The sequence below is a fragment of the Streptomyces sp. NPDC017940 genome, from assembly GCF_044328435.1.
Lineage (GTDB): Bacteria > Actinomycetota > Actinomycetes > Streptomycetales > Streptomycetaceae > Streptomyces.
This window is the reverse complement of sequence record NZ_JBIRHJ010000002.1, coordinates 694,941-710,493: the sequence shown is the minus strand read 5'-3', so window position 1 is coordinate 710,493 and position 15,553 is coordinate 694,941. Positions and strand designations below refer to the sequence as shown.

Annotated in this window: 16 protein-coding genes and 1 tRNA gene; 15 read left to right on the top strand and 2 right to left on the bottom strand. The window is 71.5% G+C overall.

Annotated elements, in window-relative coordinates; all coding sequences use genetic code 11:
• The 10 genes from ACH4DX_RS08630 to ACH4DX_RS08585 all read left to right on the top strand — a co-directional run bounded on the left by ACH4DX_RS08630 (position 1) and on the right by ACH4DX_RS08585 (position 9,433).
• Entirely contained in the window at positions 1–372 is a 372-nt protein-coding gene (locus ACH4DX_RS08630; RefSeq protein ID WP_398114660.1) for a DUF742 domain-containing protein, read from the top strand.
• Positions 350–949 (top strand): GTP-binding protein, encoded by a 600-nt coding sequence (locus tag ACH4DX_RS08625; protein WP_398154535.1) that lies wholly within the window; start codon positions 350–352, stop codon positions 947–949. Before ACH4DX_RS08630 ends, ACH4DX_RS08625 begins: the two co-directional genes overlap by 23 nt.
• 51 nt (positions 950–1,000) lie before the next feature.
• A complete protein-coding gene (locus tag ACH4DX_RS08620; protein WP_398154534.1) occupies positions 1,001–1,582 on the top strand; it encodes a GAF domain-containing protein in 582 nt (193 codons plus the stop codon).
• A 74-nt stretch (positions 1,583–1,656) separates the two neighbouring features.
• Entirely contained in the window at positions 1,657–2,841 is a 1,185-nt protein-coding gene (locus ACH4DX_RS08615; protein WP_398154533.1) for a Gfo/Idh/MocA family protein, read from the top strand.
• 302 nt (positions 2,842–3,143) lie between these two features.
• Positions 3,144–4,172: an L-threonine 3-dehydrogenase gene (gene tdh, locus ACH4DX_RS08610; RefSeq protein ID WP_398154532.1), complete on the top strand. Its 1,029-nt coding sequence runs from the start codon at positions 3,144–3,146 to the stop codon at positions 4,170–4,172.
• A gap of 138 nt (positions 4,173–4,310) precedes the next feature.
• The gene (locus ACH4DX_RS08605; protein ID WP_398154531.1) at positions 4,311–5,519 is read left to right on the top strand and encodes a glycine C-acetyltransferase; all 1,209 of its coding nucleotides are present in this window, start codon (positions 4,311–4,313) and stop codon (positions 5,517–5,519) included.
• A 123-nt stretch (positions 5,520–5,642) separates the two neighbouring features.
• A complete protein-coding gene (locus tag ACH4DX_RS08600) occupies positions 5,643–6,542 on the top strand; it encodes a LysR family transcriptional regulator (RefSeq protein WP_398114649.1) in 900 nt (299 codons plus the stop codon).
• Between the two features lie 103 nt (positions 6,543–6,645).
• A complete protein-coding gene (locus ACH4DX_RS08595; protein WP_398154530.1) occupies positions 6,646–7,623 on the top strand; it encodes an alpha/beta fold hydrolase in 978 nt (325 codons plus the stop codon).
• 65 nt (positions 7,624–7,688) lie between these two features.
• Positions 7,689–8,045 carry an MmcQ/YjbR family DNA-binding protein gene (locus ACH4DX_RS08590; protein ID WP_398154529.1) on the top strand — a complete coding sequence of 119 codons (357 nt, stop codon included), beginning with the start codon at positions 7,689–7,691 and terminating at the stop codon, positions 8,043–8,045.
• A gap of 224 nt (positions 8,046–8,269) precedes the next feature.
• Entirely contained in the window at positions 8,270–9,433 is a 1,164-nt protein-coding gene (locus ACH4DX_RS08585) for a serine hydrolase domain-containing protein (protein WP_398154528.1), read from the top strand.
• A 30-nt stretch (positions 9,434–9,463) separates the two neighbouring features.
• Here the strand turns inward: ACH4DX_RS08585 and ACH4DX_RS08580 are convergent, their stop codons facing one another.
• Entirely contained in the window at positions 9,464–10,369 is a 906-nt protein-coding gene (locus ACH4DX_RS08580) for a transketolase family protein (RefSeq protein WP_398154527.1), read from the bottom strand.
• 58 nt (positions 10,370–10,427) lie between these two features.
• The gene (locus ACH4DX_RS08575) at positions 10,428–11,144 is read right to left on the bottom strand and encodes a transketolase (RefSeq protein WP_398114639.1); all 717 of its coding nucleotides are present in this window, start codon (positions 11,142–11,144) and stop codon (positions 10,428–10,430) included.
• A gap of 128 nt (positions 11,145–11,272) precedes the next feature.
• On the opposite strand from ACH4DX_RS08575, the gene ACH4DX_RS08570 reads away from it, so the two are divergent.
• From ACH4DX_RS08570 to ACH4DX_RS08550, 5 genes are all read left to right on the top strand, one after another.
• Positions 11,273–11,346: transfer RNA gene (locus ACH4DX_RS08570), tRNA-Pro, on the top strand.
• A 421-nt stretch (positions 11,347–11,767) separates the two neighbouring features.
• The gene (locus tag ACH4DX_RS08565; RefSeq protein WP_398114637.1) at positions 11,768–12,034 is read left to right on the top strand and encodes an acyl carrier protein; all 267 of its coding nucleotides are present in this window, start codon (positions 11,768–11,770) and stop codon (positions 12,032–12,034) included.
• Positions 12,031–13,014 (top strand): beta-ketoacyl-ACP synthase 3, encoded by a 984-nt coding sequence (locus ACH4DX_RS08560; protein WP_398154526.1) that lies wholly within the window; start codon positions 12,031–12,033, stop codon positions 13,012–13,014. Before ACH4DX_RS08565 ends, ACH4DX_RS08560 begins: the two co-directional genes overlap by 4 nt.
• A 58-nt stretch (positions 13,015–13,072) precedes the next feature.
• Positions 13,073–14,410 carry a cytochrome P450 gene (locus ACH4DX_RS08555; RefSeq protein ID WP_398154525.1) on the top strand — a complete coding sequence of 446 codons (1,338 nt, stop codon included), beginning with the start codon at positions 13,073–13,075 and terminating at the stop codon, positions 14,408–14,410.
• An 84-nt stretch (positions 14,411–14,494) separates the two neighbouring features.
• On the top strand, positions 14,495–15,538 hold the full coding sequence (locus ACH4DX_RS08550) for a 3-oxoacyl-[acyl-carrier-protein] synthase III C-terminal domain-containing protein (protein WP_398154524.1): 1,044 nt from the start codon (positions 14,495–14,497) through the stop codon (positions 15,536–15,538).
• The last annotated feature ends 15 nt before the right edge of the window (positions 15,539–15,553 follow it).

The following is a 15,553-nucleotide window of genomic DNA, read 5'->3' as shown; positions in this document are numbered from 1 at the left end:
GTGGGGGCCCCGCACGACGGGCCGTGGCTCGACGACGCGGCGGGACGGCTCATCCGCCCCTACACGGTCAGCGACGGACGCACCAGACCCACCGCGGACCTCGATCTGCTGTCGCAGGTGCGGGTGACAGGCACCGTCCCGGTCGGCTATCTGGGGCCCGAGCACTCGCTGGCGCTCGGCATGTGCGAGGCCCCCACGTCCGTCGCCGAGATCGCCGCCCAGCTGAAGCTGCCCGCGGTGGTCACCAAGGTGATCCTCTCCGACCTCGTCGACTGCGGGGCCATCACGACCAGAGCCCCGGACTACTACCACAACCCCACTGACCGGTCCCTGTTGGAGGCAGTGCTCGATGGATTACGACGACAGCTCTGACCCCTTCCCCACCGCGCTGAAGATCCTCGTAGCGGGCGGGTTCGGGGTCGGCAAGACGACCTTCGTCGGCGCGGTGAGCGAGATCGCGCCGCTGAGCACGGAGGAGTTGCTCACGACGGTCAGCGAGGGCACCGACGACCTGTCGGGCGTGGAGAACAAGACCACGACGACCGTCGCCATGGACTTCGGCCGGATCACCCTCGACCCGGAACACGTGCTCTACCTCTTCGGGACACCAGGGCAGGAACGCTTCTGGTTCATGTGGGACGAGCTGTCCGAGGGCGCGCTCGGCGCGGTGGTCCTCGCGGACACCCGCCGCCTGGAGGACTGCTTCGCCGCCGTCGACTTCTTCGAGCAGCGCGGCATGGGATTCGTCATCGCCGTCAACGAGTTCGACGGCGCCTACCGCTACGAACCCGAGGAGGTGCGCGCGGCCATCGACCTCGACCCGGAGGTGCCCGTGGTGCGGTGCGACGCCCGCATCTCCAGCTCCGGCGTGCAGACGCTCCTCACCCTCGTACGCCACCTGCTCGCCCACGCGCCCGCCACCCCCACGTACGGAGCCCGCACCCCATGACCCCAGGAGCACGCCCATGACGGGACCACGCCCACGCCCGGGAGCACGCCGATGACGTACGAAGCGACCGGACGGCTGCTGCTCACCCCGGTCGACAAGCAGGCGTCCACACGGGTGCGGCGGCTGCGGCAGCTTGGCCTCGGGCAGCTGCCCGAACCCGCGCTCGACGCGTTCGCCGACCGGCTCGCGCTCGTCCTCGACACGCCCTACGCCATGGTCAACTTCATCGGTGAGGAACAGCAGTTCTTCGCCGGGCTGCACACGCCCGAGCCCGCGGCGCCCCGGGACGACGCGGCGGAGCGGGGCACCGCGGTCGTGGGACGGCACATGGCGCGCGAGCGCGGCTACTGCCCGCACGTGGTGGTGCGGGGCAGGGCGCTGGCCCTCGAGGACGTGGGCGACTTCCCGAGGTTCGCGGGCAACCCGGTCGTCGACGAGCTCGGGATCCGCTCCTACCTGGGCGCGCCGCTCGTCGACCGGTCCGGCCTCGTGCTCGGCACGGTGTGCGTCGCCGACGTGCGGCCGCGGCCCTGGGGGTGCGAAGGGCTCGACACCATCAAGGCGATGGCGGCCGAACTCACCGGACGGATCCAGCGGCGCGAGGACGAGGGGAACGCCGGCGCCCCGCTGTGACGCGGTGCGCCGTGGACAGCGAGCGTGTCCTGCGGCGAGGCTGTGCAGCCGTCCTCCGCACAGGGAAGGCACCCATGACCGACCTCCGTCTCGGCGTACTCGGCTACGGCCTGCGTGGCTCGCTGGCCCGCACCGCGCACCGGCCCGGCGCGGGCTCCCGCGTCACCGCCCTCGCCGACCCCGACCCCGCGGCCCGCACCGCGGCCGCCGGGGACTTCCCCGAAGCCCGGATATCCGCCGACCACCGCGAGGTGTCCGAGGACCCCGACGTCGACGCCCTCGTCCTCCTCACACCCGACCACACCCACGCCGAACTCGCCTGCGAGGCGCTGCACGGGGGCAAGCCCGTGTTCGTGGAGAAGCCGCTCGCCATCGACATCGAGTCCTGCGACGCGATCCTGCGCGCCGCGTACGAGAGCGGCACCCGCCTCTACGTCGGGCACAACATGCGCCACATGCCGGTCGTCCGCCTGCTGCGGGACATCGTCGCGCGCGGCGAGATCGGGGCCGTCAAGACGGTCTGGGTGCGCCACTTCGTCGGCTACGGCGGCGACTGGTACTTCAAGGACTGGCACGCCGAACGGCGGTACACCACCGGCCTGTTGGTGCAGAAGGCCGCGCACGACATCGATGTGCTGCACTGGCTCGCGGGCGGCTGCACCCGTCAGGTGCAGGCGCTCGGCGACCTCATGGTCTACGGGGACAACCCGCACCGCCGCGCGCCCGGCGAGCCCAAGGCCGACGACTGGTACACCGTGGACGGGCACTGGCCGCCCGACACCCAGCGCGCCCTCAACCCCGTCATCGACATCGAGGACGTGTCCCTGGTCAACATGCGTCTGGACAACGGGGTCCTCGCGGCCTACCAGCAGTGCCACTTCACGCCCGACTACTGGCGCAACTACACCGTCATCGGTGACGCGGGCCGCCTGGAGAACTTCGGCGACGGCCCCGGCGGCGTGGTGCGGGTCTGGAACACCCGGCGCTCGCTGCACCGCGCCACCGGCGACGCCGAGTACGCGGTGCCGGACGTGCCGGACGACGACGAGCACGGCGGCGCGGATCCGCTGCTCATCACGGAGTTCGTGCGCTTCGCGCGGGACGGCGGAGCCACCGACACCTCACCGGTGGCCGCGCGCATGGCCGTCGCGGCCGGCGTACGGGCCACGCAGTCGCTGCGCGACGGCGGCACGCCCCGCGAGGTGCCGGAACTCGCCCCGGAGCTCGTCGCCTACTTCGCCCGCGGCCAGGTCCGCTAGGACCGCCCCGCTCCACCGGCGGGCCCGCGTGCGGGCGGGCCGCCGGGTTCCGGAGACAGTGAAGAGAGCGGCGAGGACGGAGAGGACGGAGAGGACGGAGACAGTGAAGAGGGCGAAGAGAGCGGCGAGGGTGAGTCTGAAGGAAAGCTGCGACGGCGCTTAAGAAATCCTCGATGGACCAGGGGCGCGAGGTACGGAAGATTGCTGTGCGTCGGTGTGCGACCGGTGTGGGCCACCGGTACGGGACGTACGCGAGTCGTACGAGCGCCGGCGACCCCCTGAGGCACGACAGGAGCCGTCGCGTGAAAGCGCTGGTCAAGGAGAAAGCGGAGCCGGGTCTCCGACTGATGGAGGTACCGGAGCCGCAGATCGGCCACGGGGACGTGCTGATCAAGGTGCTCCGCGCCGGGATCTGCGGCACCGACCTGCACATCAGGGCCTGGGACGGCTGGGCCCAGCAGACCATCGCGGCGCCGCTCGTGGTCGGGCACGAGTTCGTCGGCGAAGTCGTCGAGACCGGCCGTGACGTCGCCGACGTCACGGCGGGCGACCTGGTCAGCGGCGAGGGCCACCTGGTCTGCGGCAAGTGCCGCAACTGCCTCGCAGGACGGCGCCATCTGTGCCGCGCCACCGTCGGCCTGGGCGTCGGCCGCGACGGAGCCTTCGCCGAGTACGTCGCCCTGCCCGCCTCCAACGTGTGGGTGCACCGGGTGCCGGTGGACCTGGACGTCGCCGCGATCTTCGATCCGTTCGGCAACGCCGTGCACACCGCGCTGTCCTTCCCGCTGGTCGGCGAGGACGTACTGATCACCGGCGCAGGACCCATCGGTCTGATGGCCGCCGCCGTCGCCAAGCACGCGGGCGCCCGCAACGTCGTCGTCACCGACGTCAGCGAGGAGCGCCTGCAACTCGCCCGCAAGACCGGTGTCAGCCTCGCCCTCAACGTCGCCGATGCGACCATCGCCGACGGCCAGCGCGCCCTCGGCCTGCGCGAGGGCTTCGACGTCGGCCTGGAGATGTCCGGCAACCCGCGCGCGATGCGCGACATGGTCGCCAACATGACCCACGGCGGCAAGATCGCCATGCTCGGCCTGCCCGCCGAGGAGTTCGCCGTCGACTGGGCGCGGATCGTCACCTCGATGATCACCATCAAGGGCATCTACGGCCGTGAGATGTTCGAGACCTGGTACGCCATGTCGGTGCTGCTCGAAGGCGGCCTCGACCTCGCACCCGTGATCACGGGGCGGTACGGGTACCGCGACTTCCAGGAGGCCTTCGACGACGCGGCGAGCGGCCGCGGCGGCAAGGTCATCCTCGACTGGACCGCCTGAGCCCCCCGCGGCTCCCGCATCCCGGCCCGCGGCTCCCGCAGCCCAGCTCGGGGCTCCCGCAGCCCCGGCCCGCGGCTCCCGTGACTGCTGCCGTTCCCGCCCGCTTCCCGAACTCCCGAACTCCCGAAGGACTCCTCGATGTTCGACTCCGTACGCGACGACCTCGCCGCCACCCTCGACGAGATCCGCGCCGCCGGTCTGCACAAGCCCGAGCGCGTCATCGGCACCCCGCAGTCCGCGAAGGTCGCCGTCACCGCGGGTGGCCGCCCCGGCGAGGTGCTGAACTTCTGCGCGAACAACTACCTCGGCCTCGCCGACCACCCCGAGGTGATCGCCGCCGCCCACGAGGCGCTCGACCGCTGGGGCTACGGCATGGCGTCCGTACGCTTCATCTGCGGCACCCAGGAGGTGCACAAGGAACTGGAGGCGCGGCTCTCGGCGTTCCTCGGGCAGGAGGACACGATCCTCTACTCCTCCTGCTTCGACGCCAACGGCGGCGTCTTCGAGACCCTCCTCGGCGCCGAGGACGCGGTCGTCTCCGACGCCCTCAACCACGCCTCCATCATCGACGGCATCCGCCTGTCCAAGGCCCGCCGCTTCCGCTACGCCAACCGCGACATGGCCGACCTGGAGAAGCAGCTCAAGGAGGCCACCGAGGGCGGCGCCCGGCGCAAGCTGATCGTCACCGACGGCGTGTTCTCCATGGACGGCTACGTCGCCCCGCTCGCCGACATCTGCGACCTCGCCGAGCGGTACGACGCCATGGTCATGGTCGACGACTCGCACGCCGTCGGCTTCGTCGGCCCCGGCGGCCGCGGCACGCCCGAGCTGCACGGCGTCATGGACCGCGTCGACATCATCACCGGCACGCTCGGCAAGGCCCTCGGCGGTGCCTCCGGCGGGTACGTCGCCGCGCGCGCCGAGATCGTCGCCCTGCTGCGCCAGCGCTCGCGCCCCTACCTGTTCTCCAACACCCTCGCCCCGGTGATCGCGGCGGCCTCCCTCAAGGTCATCGACCTCCTTGAGTCGGCCGGTGACCTGCGCGAACGCCTCGCCGCCAACACTGCACTCTTCCGCTCCCGGATGACCGACGAGGGCTTCGACGTGCTGCCCGGCGACCACGCGATCGCGCCCGTCATGATCGGGGACGCCGCGGTGGCAGGCCGCATGGCCGAGCTGCTCCTCGACCGGGGCGTGTACGTGATCGGCTTCTCCTACCCCGTGGTGCCGCAGGGCCAGGCCCGCATCCGGGTCCAGCTCTCCGCCGCGCACTCCACGGCGGACGTAGACCGCGCGGTCGACGCCTTCGTGGCGGCGCGGACCGAGCTGGAGTCCGCGGGCGCGTAGCCGCGAGATCCTCGCCGAGGTAATTCCGGCCCGTCCGGCGTTTGAGGACGAGGCGTGAAGCGCCGATGGCGGGGCAAGGGGCGAAGCCCCAGGAGAGGGCGGTCGGGTGGGAGAATAGGCGGCATGATCGAAGCCCGGCGGCTGCACATCCTGCGCGCGGTCGCAGACCACCGCACCGTCACAGCCGCCGCAGCCGCCCTGTACCTCACCCCCTCCGCGGTCTCCCAGCAGCTCACCGCCCTGGAACAGGAGACGGGCCACCGCCTGGTGGAGCGCTCCGCGAGGGGAGTGCGCCTCACCCCCGCCGGCGAGATCCTGCTCGCGCACACCAACGCCGTCCTCGCCCAGCTGGAGCGTGCGGAGGCCGAGCTGGCCGCGTACAGCTCCGGCGAGGCCGGCACGGTGACGCTCGCGTCCTTCGCCACCGGCATCGGACTCGTCGTCGCGCCCGCCCTCGCCCGGCTCGCCGAGACCGCGCCCGGCATCCGGGTCCGCGTCCAGGACGCCGAGGGCGACGCCAGCCTGCCGATGGTCCTCGACCGGCAGGTGGACGTCGCGGTGGCCGTGGAGTACCGGGGCGCGCCGGGGGCGGACGACTCCCGGCTCACGCGGGTCGCCCTGTACGCGGAGCCGTTCGACGCGGTGCTGCCCGGGGGACACCGCGCGGCAGGCAGCGAGCGGGTGCCCCTCGCCGAGCTGGCCAAGGACCCGTGGATCGGCCCCTTCCCCGGCAACCCCTGCCACGACGTGGTCGTGCTGGCCTGCGAACAGGCCGGGTTCCAGCCGGTCCTGGAGCACACCTCGGACGACTTCCGGGCGGTCGTCGCGCTGGCCGCCGCGGGCGCGGGCGTCGCCCTCGTACCGAGGTCGGCGCTGCGGGGCATGGAGGTCACCGGCGCCGTGGTGCGGCCCGTGGACGGCAGCGCGCCCACCCGGCGCGTCTTCGCGGCCGTACGGACCGGAGCCGAGGCCCATCCGCTCATCGCCCCCGTCCTCGGGGCGCTGGGAGAAGCGGCCGGGTAGCACTGCCCACGGTCCCGCCGAACCATCGAGCAGCCGCCAGGGGATTGACCGCACGTGTGCGGGGGAGGGTGTGCCGGGAAGGCCGAGGATGAGGAGTACACCGATGCCGGACCACGACCACGCCGCCGGGGCGCGGGTCACCCACACCGCGGGCCTGCTGAACGCGCCGGACGGCGTGCCCGTCGCCACCTACACCTGGCTGCCCGCCGACGCCAGGCCACGGGCCGTCGTGCAGATCGCGCACGGCGCCGCCGAACACGGTCTGCGCTACGACAGGTTCGCGCGCCACCTCGTCGGGCACGGCTACGGGGTGGTCGCGTCGGACCACCGCGGCCACGGCGCCACCGCCCGGTCCACGGGCGGCCACGGGGTCACGGACGACGCGGAGCCGGAGTCCGGGGCCGACGGCTGGCGGGCGGTCGTCGACGACCTCAAGGCCATCGGCGACCAGGTCCGCGCCCTGCACCCGGACGTCCCCGTCGTCCTGCTCGGCCACAGCCTGGGCTCGATGCTGGCCCGCGACTACGCCCAGGAGTACCCGGACACCCTCACCGGACTGATCCTCTCCGGTACGTTCCGCTCGCTGCCGGGCGCCGAGATCGACGAGGCGCTGGCACGGCTCGGCGAGGAGGTCGCCAAAGGCGGCAGGGCGGCGCGCTCGTCGTTCACGGGGGAACTGTTCGCCTCCTTCAACGATCCCTTCGAACACCGCACAGGATTCGAGTGGCTCTCCCGCGACGCGGCCGAGGTCGACGCCTACGTGGCCGACGAGCGGTGCGGGTTCGCGTTCTCCGCGGGCCTCTCGCTGGACTGGACGCGCGCCGTCCGCAAGGTCAACGACCCGCGGAACCTGGCCAGGATCCCCTCCGACCTGCCCGTGCACATCGCCGTCGGCACCGAGGACCCCTGCAACCAGCGGATGACGCTCGTGTACGAACTCCTCGAGGACTTCCGGTACGCGGGCGTAAGGGACCTGACCTGGAAGGGCTACGAGGGCGCGCGGCACGAGATCCTCAACGAGACGAACAGGGACGAGGTGCAGCAGGACCTGACGGACTGGCTGGACGCGCGGATTCCGTGACCCCGCTCCTCGGCGGGACCCGGCCCCGCGGGCGATTGTCAGTCGGGTTGGCTACGGTTCTGGCCATGGTCAACGCCGACGACGTACGCCGCACCGCGCTCGCCCTTCCGGACACCACGGAGAAGGTCGCGTGGTCCATGCCGACCTTCAGGGTCGCGGGCAAGATGTTCGCCACGCTCCCGGAGGACGAGACGTCCATCGCGGTGCGCTGCCCGAAGCTGGAGCGCGACGAGCTCGCGCTCGCCGAGCCGGACAAGTTCTGGATCGCGGAGCACGAGGCGAACTTCGCCTGGGTGCGGGTGCGCCTCAGATGCCTGGACCAGGAGGAGCTGGAGGACATCCTCGCCGACTCCTGGCGGCAGGCCGCGCCCACCCGACTCCTCGACTCGCACCCGGAGTTGGGCCTGCCCGCCGCGGACTGAGCCGCGCCCAGCACGGGACGCCACCCCCGACACGTCCCTCGGCACCCGCGTACCGACAAACGCATACGCCGGCGAAACCCTCCCCCTGTTTCCCTGACGGCACGGACCGCAGAGGTCCCCGCCGAGGGCGTGCTGCCCAGGCTTTGGAAGGTGCTCACGAGAGGGCATGTGCCGTGTCGTACGGGAAGTCGCAGGGGAACGTTCGTCCGGGGCTGAGGAAGGCCTTGCTGGCCGCCGGTGTCGCCATGCTGATGGTGGCCCCCACCGAGCCCGCCACCGCCGCCCCGGCGCGCAGTGGCGGGAACGTGCAGGAGGCGGTGGAGGAGCTGGCCAGGATTCCCGGGGTCGTGGGGGTCGTGGGCGGGGCCTACGTCGACGGGAAGTCCCTCGGTCTCGGCAGCGCCGGCTCCCGGCTGCTGGACGGCGAGGGCGGCAGGATACCGCCGAACGCCCGCTTCCGGATCTGGTCGCAGACCAAGCAGATGGTGGCCACCGTGGTGCTGAAACTCGTCGAGAAGGGCGCGTTGGGAGTGGACGACACACTCGGCGACCTGCTGCCGGAGGTGGTGGAGCAGGACCTGGTGACGCGGGCCGACGAGATCACGGTGCGGCAGATGCTCCGGCACACCTCCGGCATCCCCGACTGGTACGCCGGGAAGCCGAACCCGGACGGGAGCGAGGGAGAGCCCTCGTTCGACGTGTTCGACTTCACGACCCCCTACCGGCCGCTGGACCTGGTGCGGTGGAGCCGCGGTCGGCCCCGGACCGGGGAGCCGGGCGAGAAGTGGACCTACTCCAACACCAACTACACCCTCCTCGGCATGGTCGTCGAGAAGGTGACCGGGCGTGACCTGGCCACCGAGCTGCGCACACGCCTCTTCGCACCGCTCGGGATGACCAGGACCTACCTGATGGTCAGGCCGCCGGACGGCGTCAAGGGGCCGCACGGCCACGGCTACTACCCCGACACCGAGGGCAGGCCGCGCGACGTGGACCGGTTCAACGCCGGCCTCACCGGGGGCGCAGGAGGGGTGGTCTCCACCGCCCACGACGTGAGCGCCTTCAACCGGGCGTTCACCCGGGGCGAGCTGCTGCCGCCGGAACTCCAGCGCGTCCTGACCGACCGCCTGCCCACCGCCACACACCCGCGGGGCGACGGCGACAACAGCGGCAGCGCAAGCGACAGCGGCGTCAGCGGCGACAGCAGCGGTTGCGGGGACGACCTGTACATCACCGGCGGGCTGGCCCCCGGCTCCGTGGCCCTGACCTTCTACTCGGCGGACGGACGCCGCCAGCTCGCGTTGTCGTTCACCTTGAGCGTCAAGCCCAACGACGTGCGGCTCGACGTGGACGACGCCGTGGAGAGCATCTTCTGCCCCTCCTCCTGACCGGCGGCTCCGCGCTCCCCGCCGGGGCGGTCACCCCAGGAAGCGGCCGATCCGCTCGCGGAGGGACGCGGCGTCGAGGCCGTGCGCCCGTACGTGCTCGTCGACGCGGCCGTACCGGCGCAGCTCACGGCGGCCGACGCCGAGGCCGAGGACCCGGTGCGGGACATCGACGAGGGCGTCGTTGGCGGCGGCCGCCGACGTACCTGCCAGGTACGGCTCGACGAGCACGACGTCCGCCGCGGCGACCTCCGCCGCCCGCCGCAGGGCCGCCCCGTCGAAGGGGCGCACCGTCGTCGCGTACAGGACCGTCACGTCCAGGCCCTCCGTCGCGGCCAGCACCTGGTCGAGGAGCGGTCCGACGGCGACCACGACTCCGCGAGCGCCCTCCCGCACGGTGAGGAAGTGCTCCCCGTCCACCGGCATCGGCTCGGCGTTGGCCTGCGTCGACAGGCGCACGTACGCCTTGCTGTCGGTGCCGGTGTTCGGGGCGACCGCGTGCCGCAGCAGCGTCTCGGCCTCGTCCGGGTGGCCGGGGACGTGCACCGCCCAGTCGTCGAGGGTGTCGAGGAGCGCGACGTCGCCCGGCGACATGTGGGTGAAGCCGCCCTCCGGCCAGTCGAAGGACGCCGCCGCGCTGACCAGGACACCGCCCAGGTCCTGGTGCCCGAAGTCCAGCTTGATCTGCTCGAAGGGCCGCTCCACGAGGAAGCTCGCGAAGGTGTGGACGACGGGCCGCAGCCCCGTGAGCGCGAGACCGGCGCCCGCGCCGACCAGCAGCTGCTCCCTGATGCCGACGTTGATCACCCGGTCGGGACGGGTGCGCGCCGACTTCTCGAAGGCGTCCTTGCCGATCTCGGCGAGCACCACGGCCACCCGGGGGTCCTCGTCGAGAAGTCGTTCCATGACGGGGGCGAAACGGTCGCGCATGGTCTCCATGAGGGTTTCCTTCCGAAAGCAAGTGACAGCAGAGGGAGGTGGGAGGGAGGGGGCGGGATCAGGCGGGCTCGCCCGGGTGCTCCTTGGGCTCGACCCGGGCCACGACCACATGCGGACGCCCGGGGTGCGGTGCCGTGAAGGCCTCGTACAGCGCGGCGTGATCGCGGCCGTCGACGGTGCGGGCCGACCAGCCGGCCGCCTCGAAGCGGGCGGCGATGCCGCCGGGCCGGGAGTAGCTCGCCGAGGCGTTGTCGATCACCAGGGTGTGCAGCTGCTCGAGACCGGCGGGCCCGGCGTAGGCGACGGCCTCGTGGTTGCTGCCCTCGTCCATCTCGGCGTCCCCGACGAGCACCCACACCCTGGGGTCCGTGAGGCCCTGGGCCCGCAGGCCGTGGGCCGTGCCCACCGCCAGCGGAAGGCCGTGGCCGAGCGACCCGCTGCCGATCTCGGCGCCCGGTACGAGCACCCGGTCCGGGTGGTGGCCGAGCGGCGAGTCGTACGAGCCGAAGCCGTCGAGCCAGTCCACCGGCAGGAAGCCCTTGGCGGCGAGTACCGCGTAGTAGGCCATCGGCCCGTGCCCCTTGGACAGCAGGAACCGGTCGCGTGCCGGATCGTCCACCCGCTCCGGCGTGACCCTCAGTACCCGGTCGTAGAGCACCCACAGCGCGTCGAGTGTGGACGTCGCCGCGGGGCCGTGCTTCTCGTCACCCGACATGCGGCTCATCAGATGGGGCAGGTCGGCGTAGGCGTACGTGCGCTCCGTTGTCGTCGTCATGGCGAGGAGCGTGCAACTTCAACCGGACTTGAGGTCAAGCGCGAGGAAGGCGTGAGCGATCACCGCTCCGAGTGCGGTATTGTTTCGGTGCGCGTTCGGCCAGGGGAAACCCCAGGTCATACGGGCAACGGGACGTGGCGCAGCTTGGTAGCGCACTTGACTGGGGGTCAAGGGGTCGCAGGTTCAAATCCTGTCGTCCCGACTGGAGACAGTCGCAGATCAGGGCCGGTTTCGGGGACACCCGAAACCGGCCCTTGGTCGTTGCTGGTCGTTGCTGGGGACAAGTAAGGGGCCGGTGCTCCTGACGGGGGTCGGCGGGTCACGGCGAAGGGGCGTGCGCCGGAGGCAGATGGTGCACAGCGCTTGTCGTTTTGCGCTCCAATGCTCCGGCAGTTGCTCCCGTGCGGGGTTATCGGGGCTCCGAGGAGAGAAAAATCCCTTCACCTCACAGACACACCCGTCACCTCCTGGACACATCCGCCTTCCGCACGGAACCGAGCAATGAAGCATTGCCCGCTCTCGCAGACCGCGACGTCGTGTCCGCCACCACCCGTAGGGACGGTGGCAGTGGCAGTGGCAGTCCGGCCGGCGTGATCTCTCCGTAGCCGCACCGAAGGGAAGTCATGACTCGCACTGAGCTGGAAGTGATGTTGACGACGATCGTGCACGGCGACGACGCGTCCCCCGACAAGCGCATCATCTTGTCGGGGGACGCTCAGGACCGCACGTTCGATGACCTGCAAGTGGACTCGCTGGCCCGAGCAGAGCTGGTGACAGCGATAAGCGACACCTACCGGATCGAGATCAGCGACGCCCAGGCGTCAGCCCTGACCACCCCGCGCAAGATCCTGGCGTTCGTGGCCGACCACGAGACGGAAAGCGGTACGTGAGCGCTCCGGCGGTACGACTCTGCCGCGTCGCGGGCGTGGGCGCCTACCGCCCCGCAGCGGTGGACTCGGACAGCGTCGCCGTACCACTGGGGGAGAGCCGGGAGTGGATCGTGACGCGGACCGGCGTGGAGACGCGGTGCGTGGCCACACCGGCCGAATCCGTGGCCCGCATGGCCCTCGCTGCCGCTCGGCAGGCGCTGGACAGCGCGCAGCTGCGGCCCGACAGCGTCGACGCCGTGATCGTGGCGACATCCACCAACCCACAGCCCTGCCCGTCCATCGCCCCGCAGGTCGCCTCGGGGCTCGGCCTGGGCGTCGCCGCGTTCGACGTGAACGTCGCTTGCGCGGGTTTCTGTTACGCCCTGAACGTGGCCAGGTCACTGATCGCCGCCGGAAGCTGCACCACCGTCCTGGTCGTCGGCGCGGATCGCATGCTGGACCTGGTCGATGCCACTGACAAGGCCACCGCTCCCGTCTTCGCCGACGGCGCGGGCGCGGCGGTGGTGACCGCCACGGACGGCCCGGCCGGCGTCGGCCCGGTGGTGTGGGGGTCGGACGGTGAGCGGGCGGTGGCGCTGGAGGTGCAGCCGCACGTCCTCGGCGCTGCCCGCGGCGTCTCCGCGCCGCCCGTGCTGCGGATGGACGGCCTCGCCATCACCCGCTGGGCGTGCGCCACGGTGGCCACCGTCGTACGCGAGGTGCTTTCGGTGACCGGGATCGACTGGGACGACGTCGCCGCCTTCGTTCCGCACCAGGCCAACTGGAAGCTGATCCAGCGCGTCGCCAAGGGACTCGGCCTGCCGGAGAAGGTCGTGGTCGCCGACGACGTGCGCTTCACCGGCAACACCAGTTCCGCGTCCGTGCCCCTTGCCCTGCACCGCCTGCTGGACGCCGGGCGGCTGGAGAGCGGCAAGTGGGCCGTGCTGGTCGGATTCGGCGCCGGTCTTGCCTACGCCGGACAGGCCGTCCGCATCCCCTGAAGCGCTGCCGAACGTATGCGGCCCCGCCTTCCCCGCCAGGCAGAAGGAGAGGAGCACCATGCTGATCAGATCTGTCGACAGCGCGAGCGCCCCACTACCGGCTCCGCCCGGGCCACGGCTGCCGAGAACGGTACAGACAGCGATCTTCACGTGGTGGCGTCACGTATGGGCGGCGCGGCTGCGGCAGAAGTACGGAGACGTGGTCGCGCTGAAGGTCTACCCCTGGGGCCGCGTGGTCCTCGTCAACGACGCCGAGCACATCGCGGCCATGTTCGCCTCCCCGTCGGAGAGGTTCCGTTCCGGCAGCGGCAACCGGATCCTCGCCCCCGTGTTCGGGGAGCACGGGCTCCTCACGAGCGACGGCGAGGAGCACCGGCGGCTGCGCAGGCTGATGACGCCGATGTTCGGGAAGACCGCGGTGCGCGGGTACCAGGACGCGGTGCGGGAGCTGACCGAGCGCGACGTGGAGACGTGGCCCGTCGGTAGCCCCTTCGCGAGTCTGGAACGTATCCGGAAGCTGAGCCTGGACATCATCTGGCGGGTGATCTTCGGACCCGACCACGATGTGCGGTCCGTCGAGCTGCGCGGCCTGCTCGAGCGGCTGCCGGTGATGGACGTCGCGGTACTGATGGGGCTCAACAGTGCCCGCGCGCGGCGCGTCGGGCCGTGGCGGCGGGCATCGAACCTGCTGGCCAGGATCGACGCGCTGCTCTACGACGCCATCGAGGAACGCGGGTCGGCGCCTGACCTCGGGCAGCGTACCGACATCCTGTCCCAGCTGGTCGGCGCCGGGGGCAAAGCGGAAGGGCTGAGTCCGGTCGAGGTCCGCGACCAGGCGGTCACGCTGCTGTTCGCGGGGCACGAGCCCACGGCGACCGCGCTGGCCTGGACGCTGCACGAACTGGCCCGTAACCCCACGGTGGCGGAGCACGCCGCGCGGGCCGCGCTCTCCGGCGACAGCGCCTACCTGGAGGCGCTCGTCAAGGAGGCGATGCGGCGGCGCACGGGAATCTTCGAGTCGATCTGGACCCTGACCGAGGACATCGACCTCGGGGACTTCCGGGTGCGGAAAGGAGCCACGCTGATGCCGATGCTCGGGGTCGTGCACATGGACCCCGCGCACTACCGGCAACCGGAGGCGTTCAGACCCGAACGCTTCCTCCACGACGACATCCCGCCCCACGCCTTCATCCCTTTCGGCGGCGGAGCGCGGCGCTGCATCGGCGCCCATCTGTCGGTCATGCAGTCCGCCGAGGTGTTGCGGGTGCTGCTGTCACGCCGTTCGGTCACCACCGACAGGCCGAAGCCCGAGGCGGCGGTCAGCAAGAGCGTCACCATCGCACCCGCCCGCGGGGCGCGGATCATCCTGCGGCCACTGCCGAGGACAGGCCACTGAGCCCGGGGTCGGCAAAGGGGGGCCGGCGGGCCGCCCGCCTCGTACGCATCCCTGTCACTCCTGAGAGAAAACGAGCTGAGTGCTATGAAACTCCGCGCGGTCTCCTGCGCCCTTCCCTCGCGTCAGGTCACCAACGCCGACATCACGGAGCTGATAGGCGAGCACAGCGCCCGTCACTTCACAGGAAACCTGGACCACACCCTGGGCAGGATCGGCGCCTTCCTGCGCTACACCGGGTCGGCCACCCGCTACTGGCTCGACCAGGGCGAGCGCCCCATCGACCTGTTGCGCACCGCGGCGCGCACCGCTCTGGACCAGGCAGGCCTCACCGCCGACCGGATCGACGTCCTGATCTACACGGGGATCGGCCGGGGCTTCCTGGAGCCCGGGGGCGCCTACCACGCCGCCCACGCCCTCGGACTCGACCACGCGCACTGCTTCGACGTCATCGACGCCTGCATGAGCTGGACCAGAGCCGTCCAGATCACCGAGTCCCTGTTCCGCACCGGCGCCTACCGCACCGCCATGATCGTGAACGCGGAGTTCAACCTGCGCCCCGGCGGCCCGGTCGTCCCCCATCTGTTCCGGCTCGACCGTGCCGAACAACTCGAATCCACCCTGCCCGCCTACACCCTCGGCGAGGCGGCCACCGCCACCGTCCTGACCGCGGAGGACAGCGAGCCGTGGCGGTTCCGCTTCATCTCGCGTCCGGATCTCGCGCCGCTGTGCAACGTCACCCTCGAGGGCTACGAGGGCTACTGCGACCCCTCCGACAAGCTGGCCCGCAACGGCGTCGGCGTCTTCACCTCCTTCGGCTCCGCGATGCACCAGGCCGGCGACAGCGAGGCACAAGCGGTGTTCCGGCAACTCGACCCGCCGACCGGCGAGGTGGCCGCGCTGTTCACCCACGCGTCCAGCAAACGCTGGTGGCAGACGGCGGCCGACCAGGCCGGACTCGGAGCCGTCATCCATCACGTCTACGACCGGACCGGCAACGTGGTGTCGGCGTCGGTGCCCGCGGCCATCGCGTCCGCCCTCACCGAGGACCGATTGCGGCCCGGCCAGCTCGCCGTCGGCTGGGTGGGAAGCGCCGGCATGTCCTTCGGTGCCTTCTCCTTCGTCCTCTGACAACCCACCAGGAGG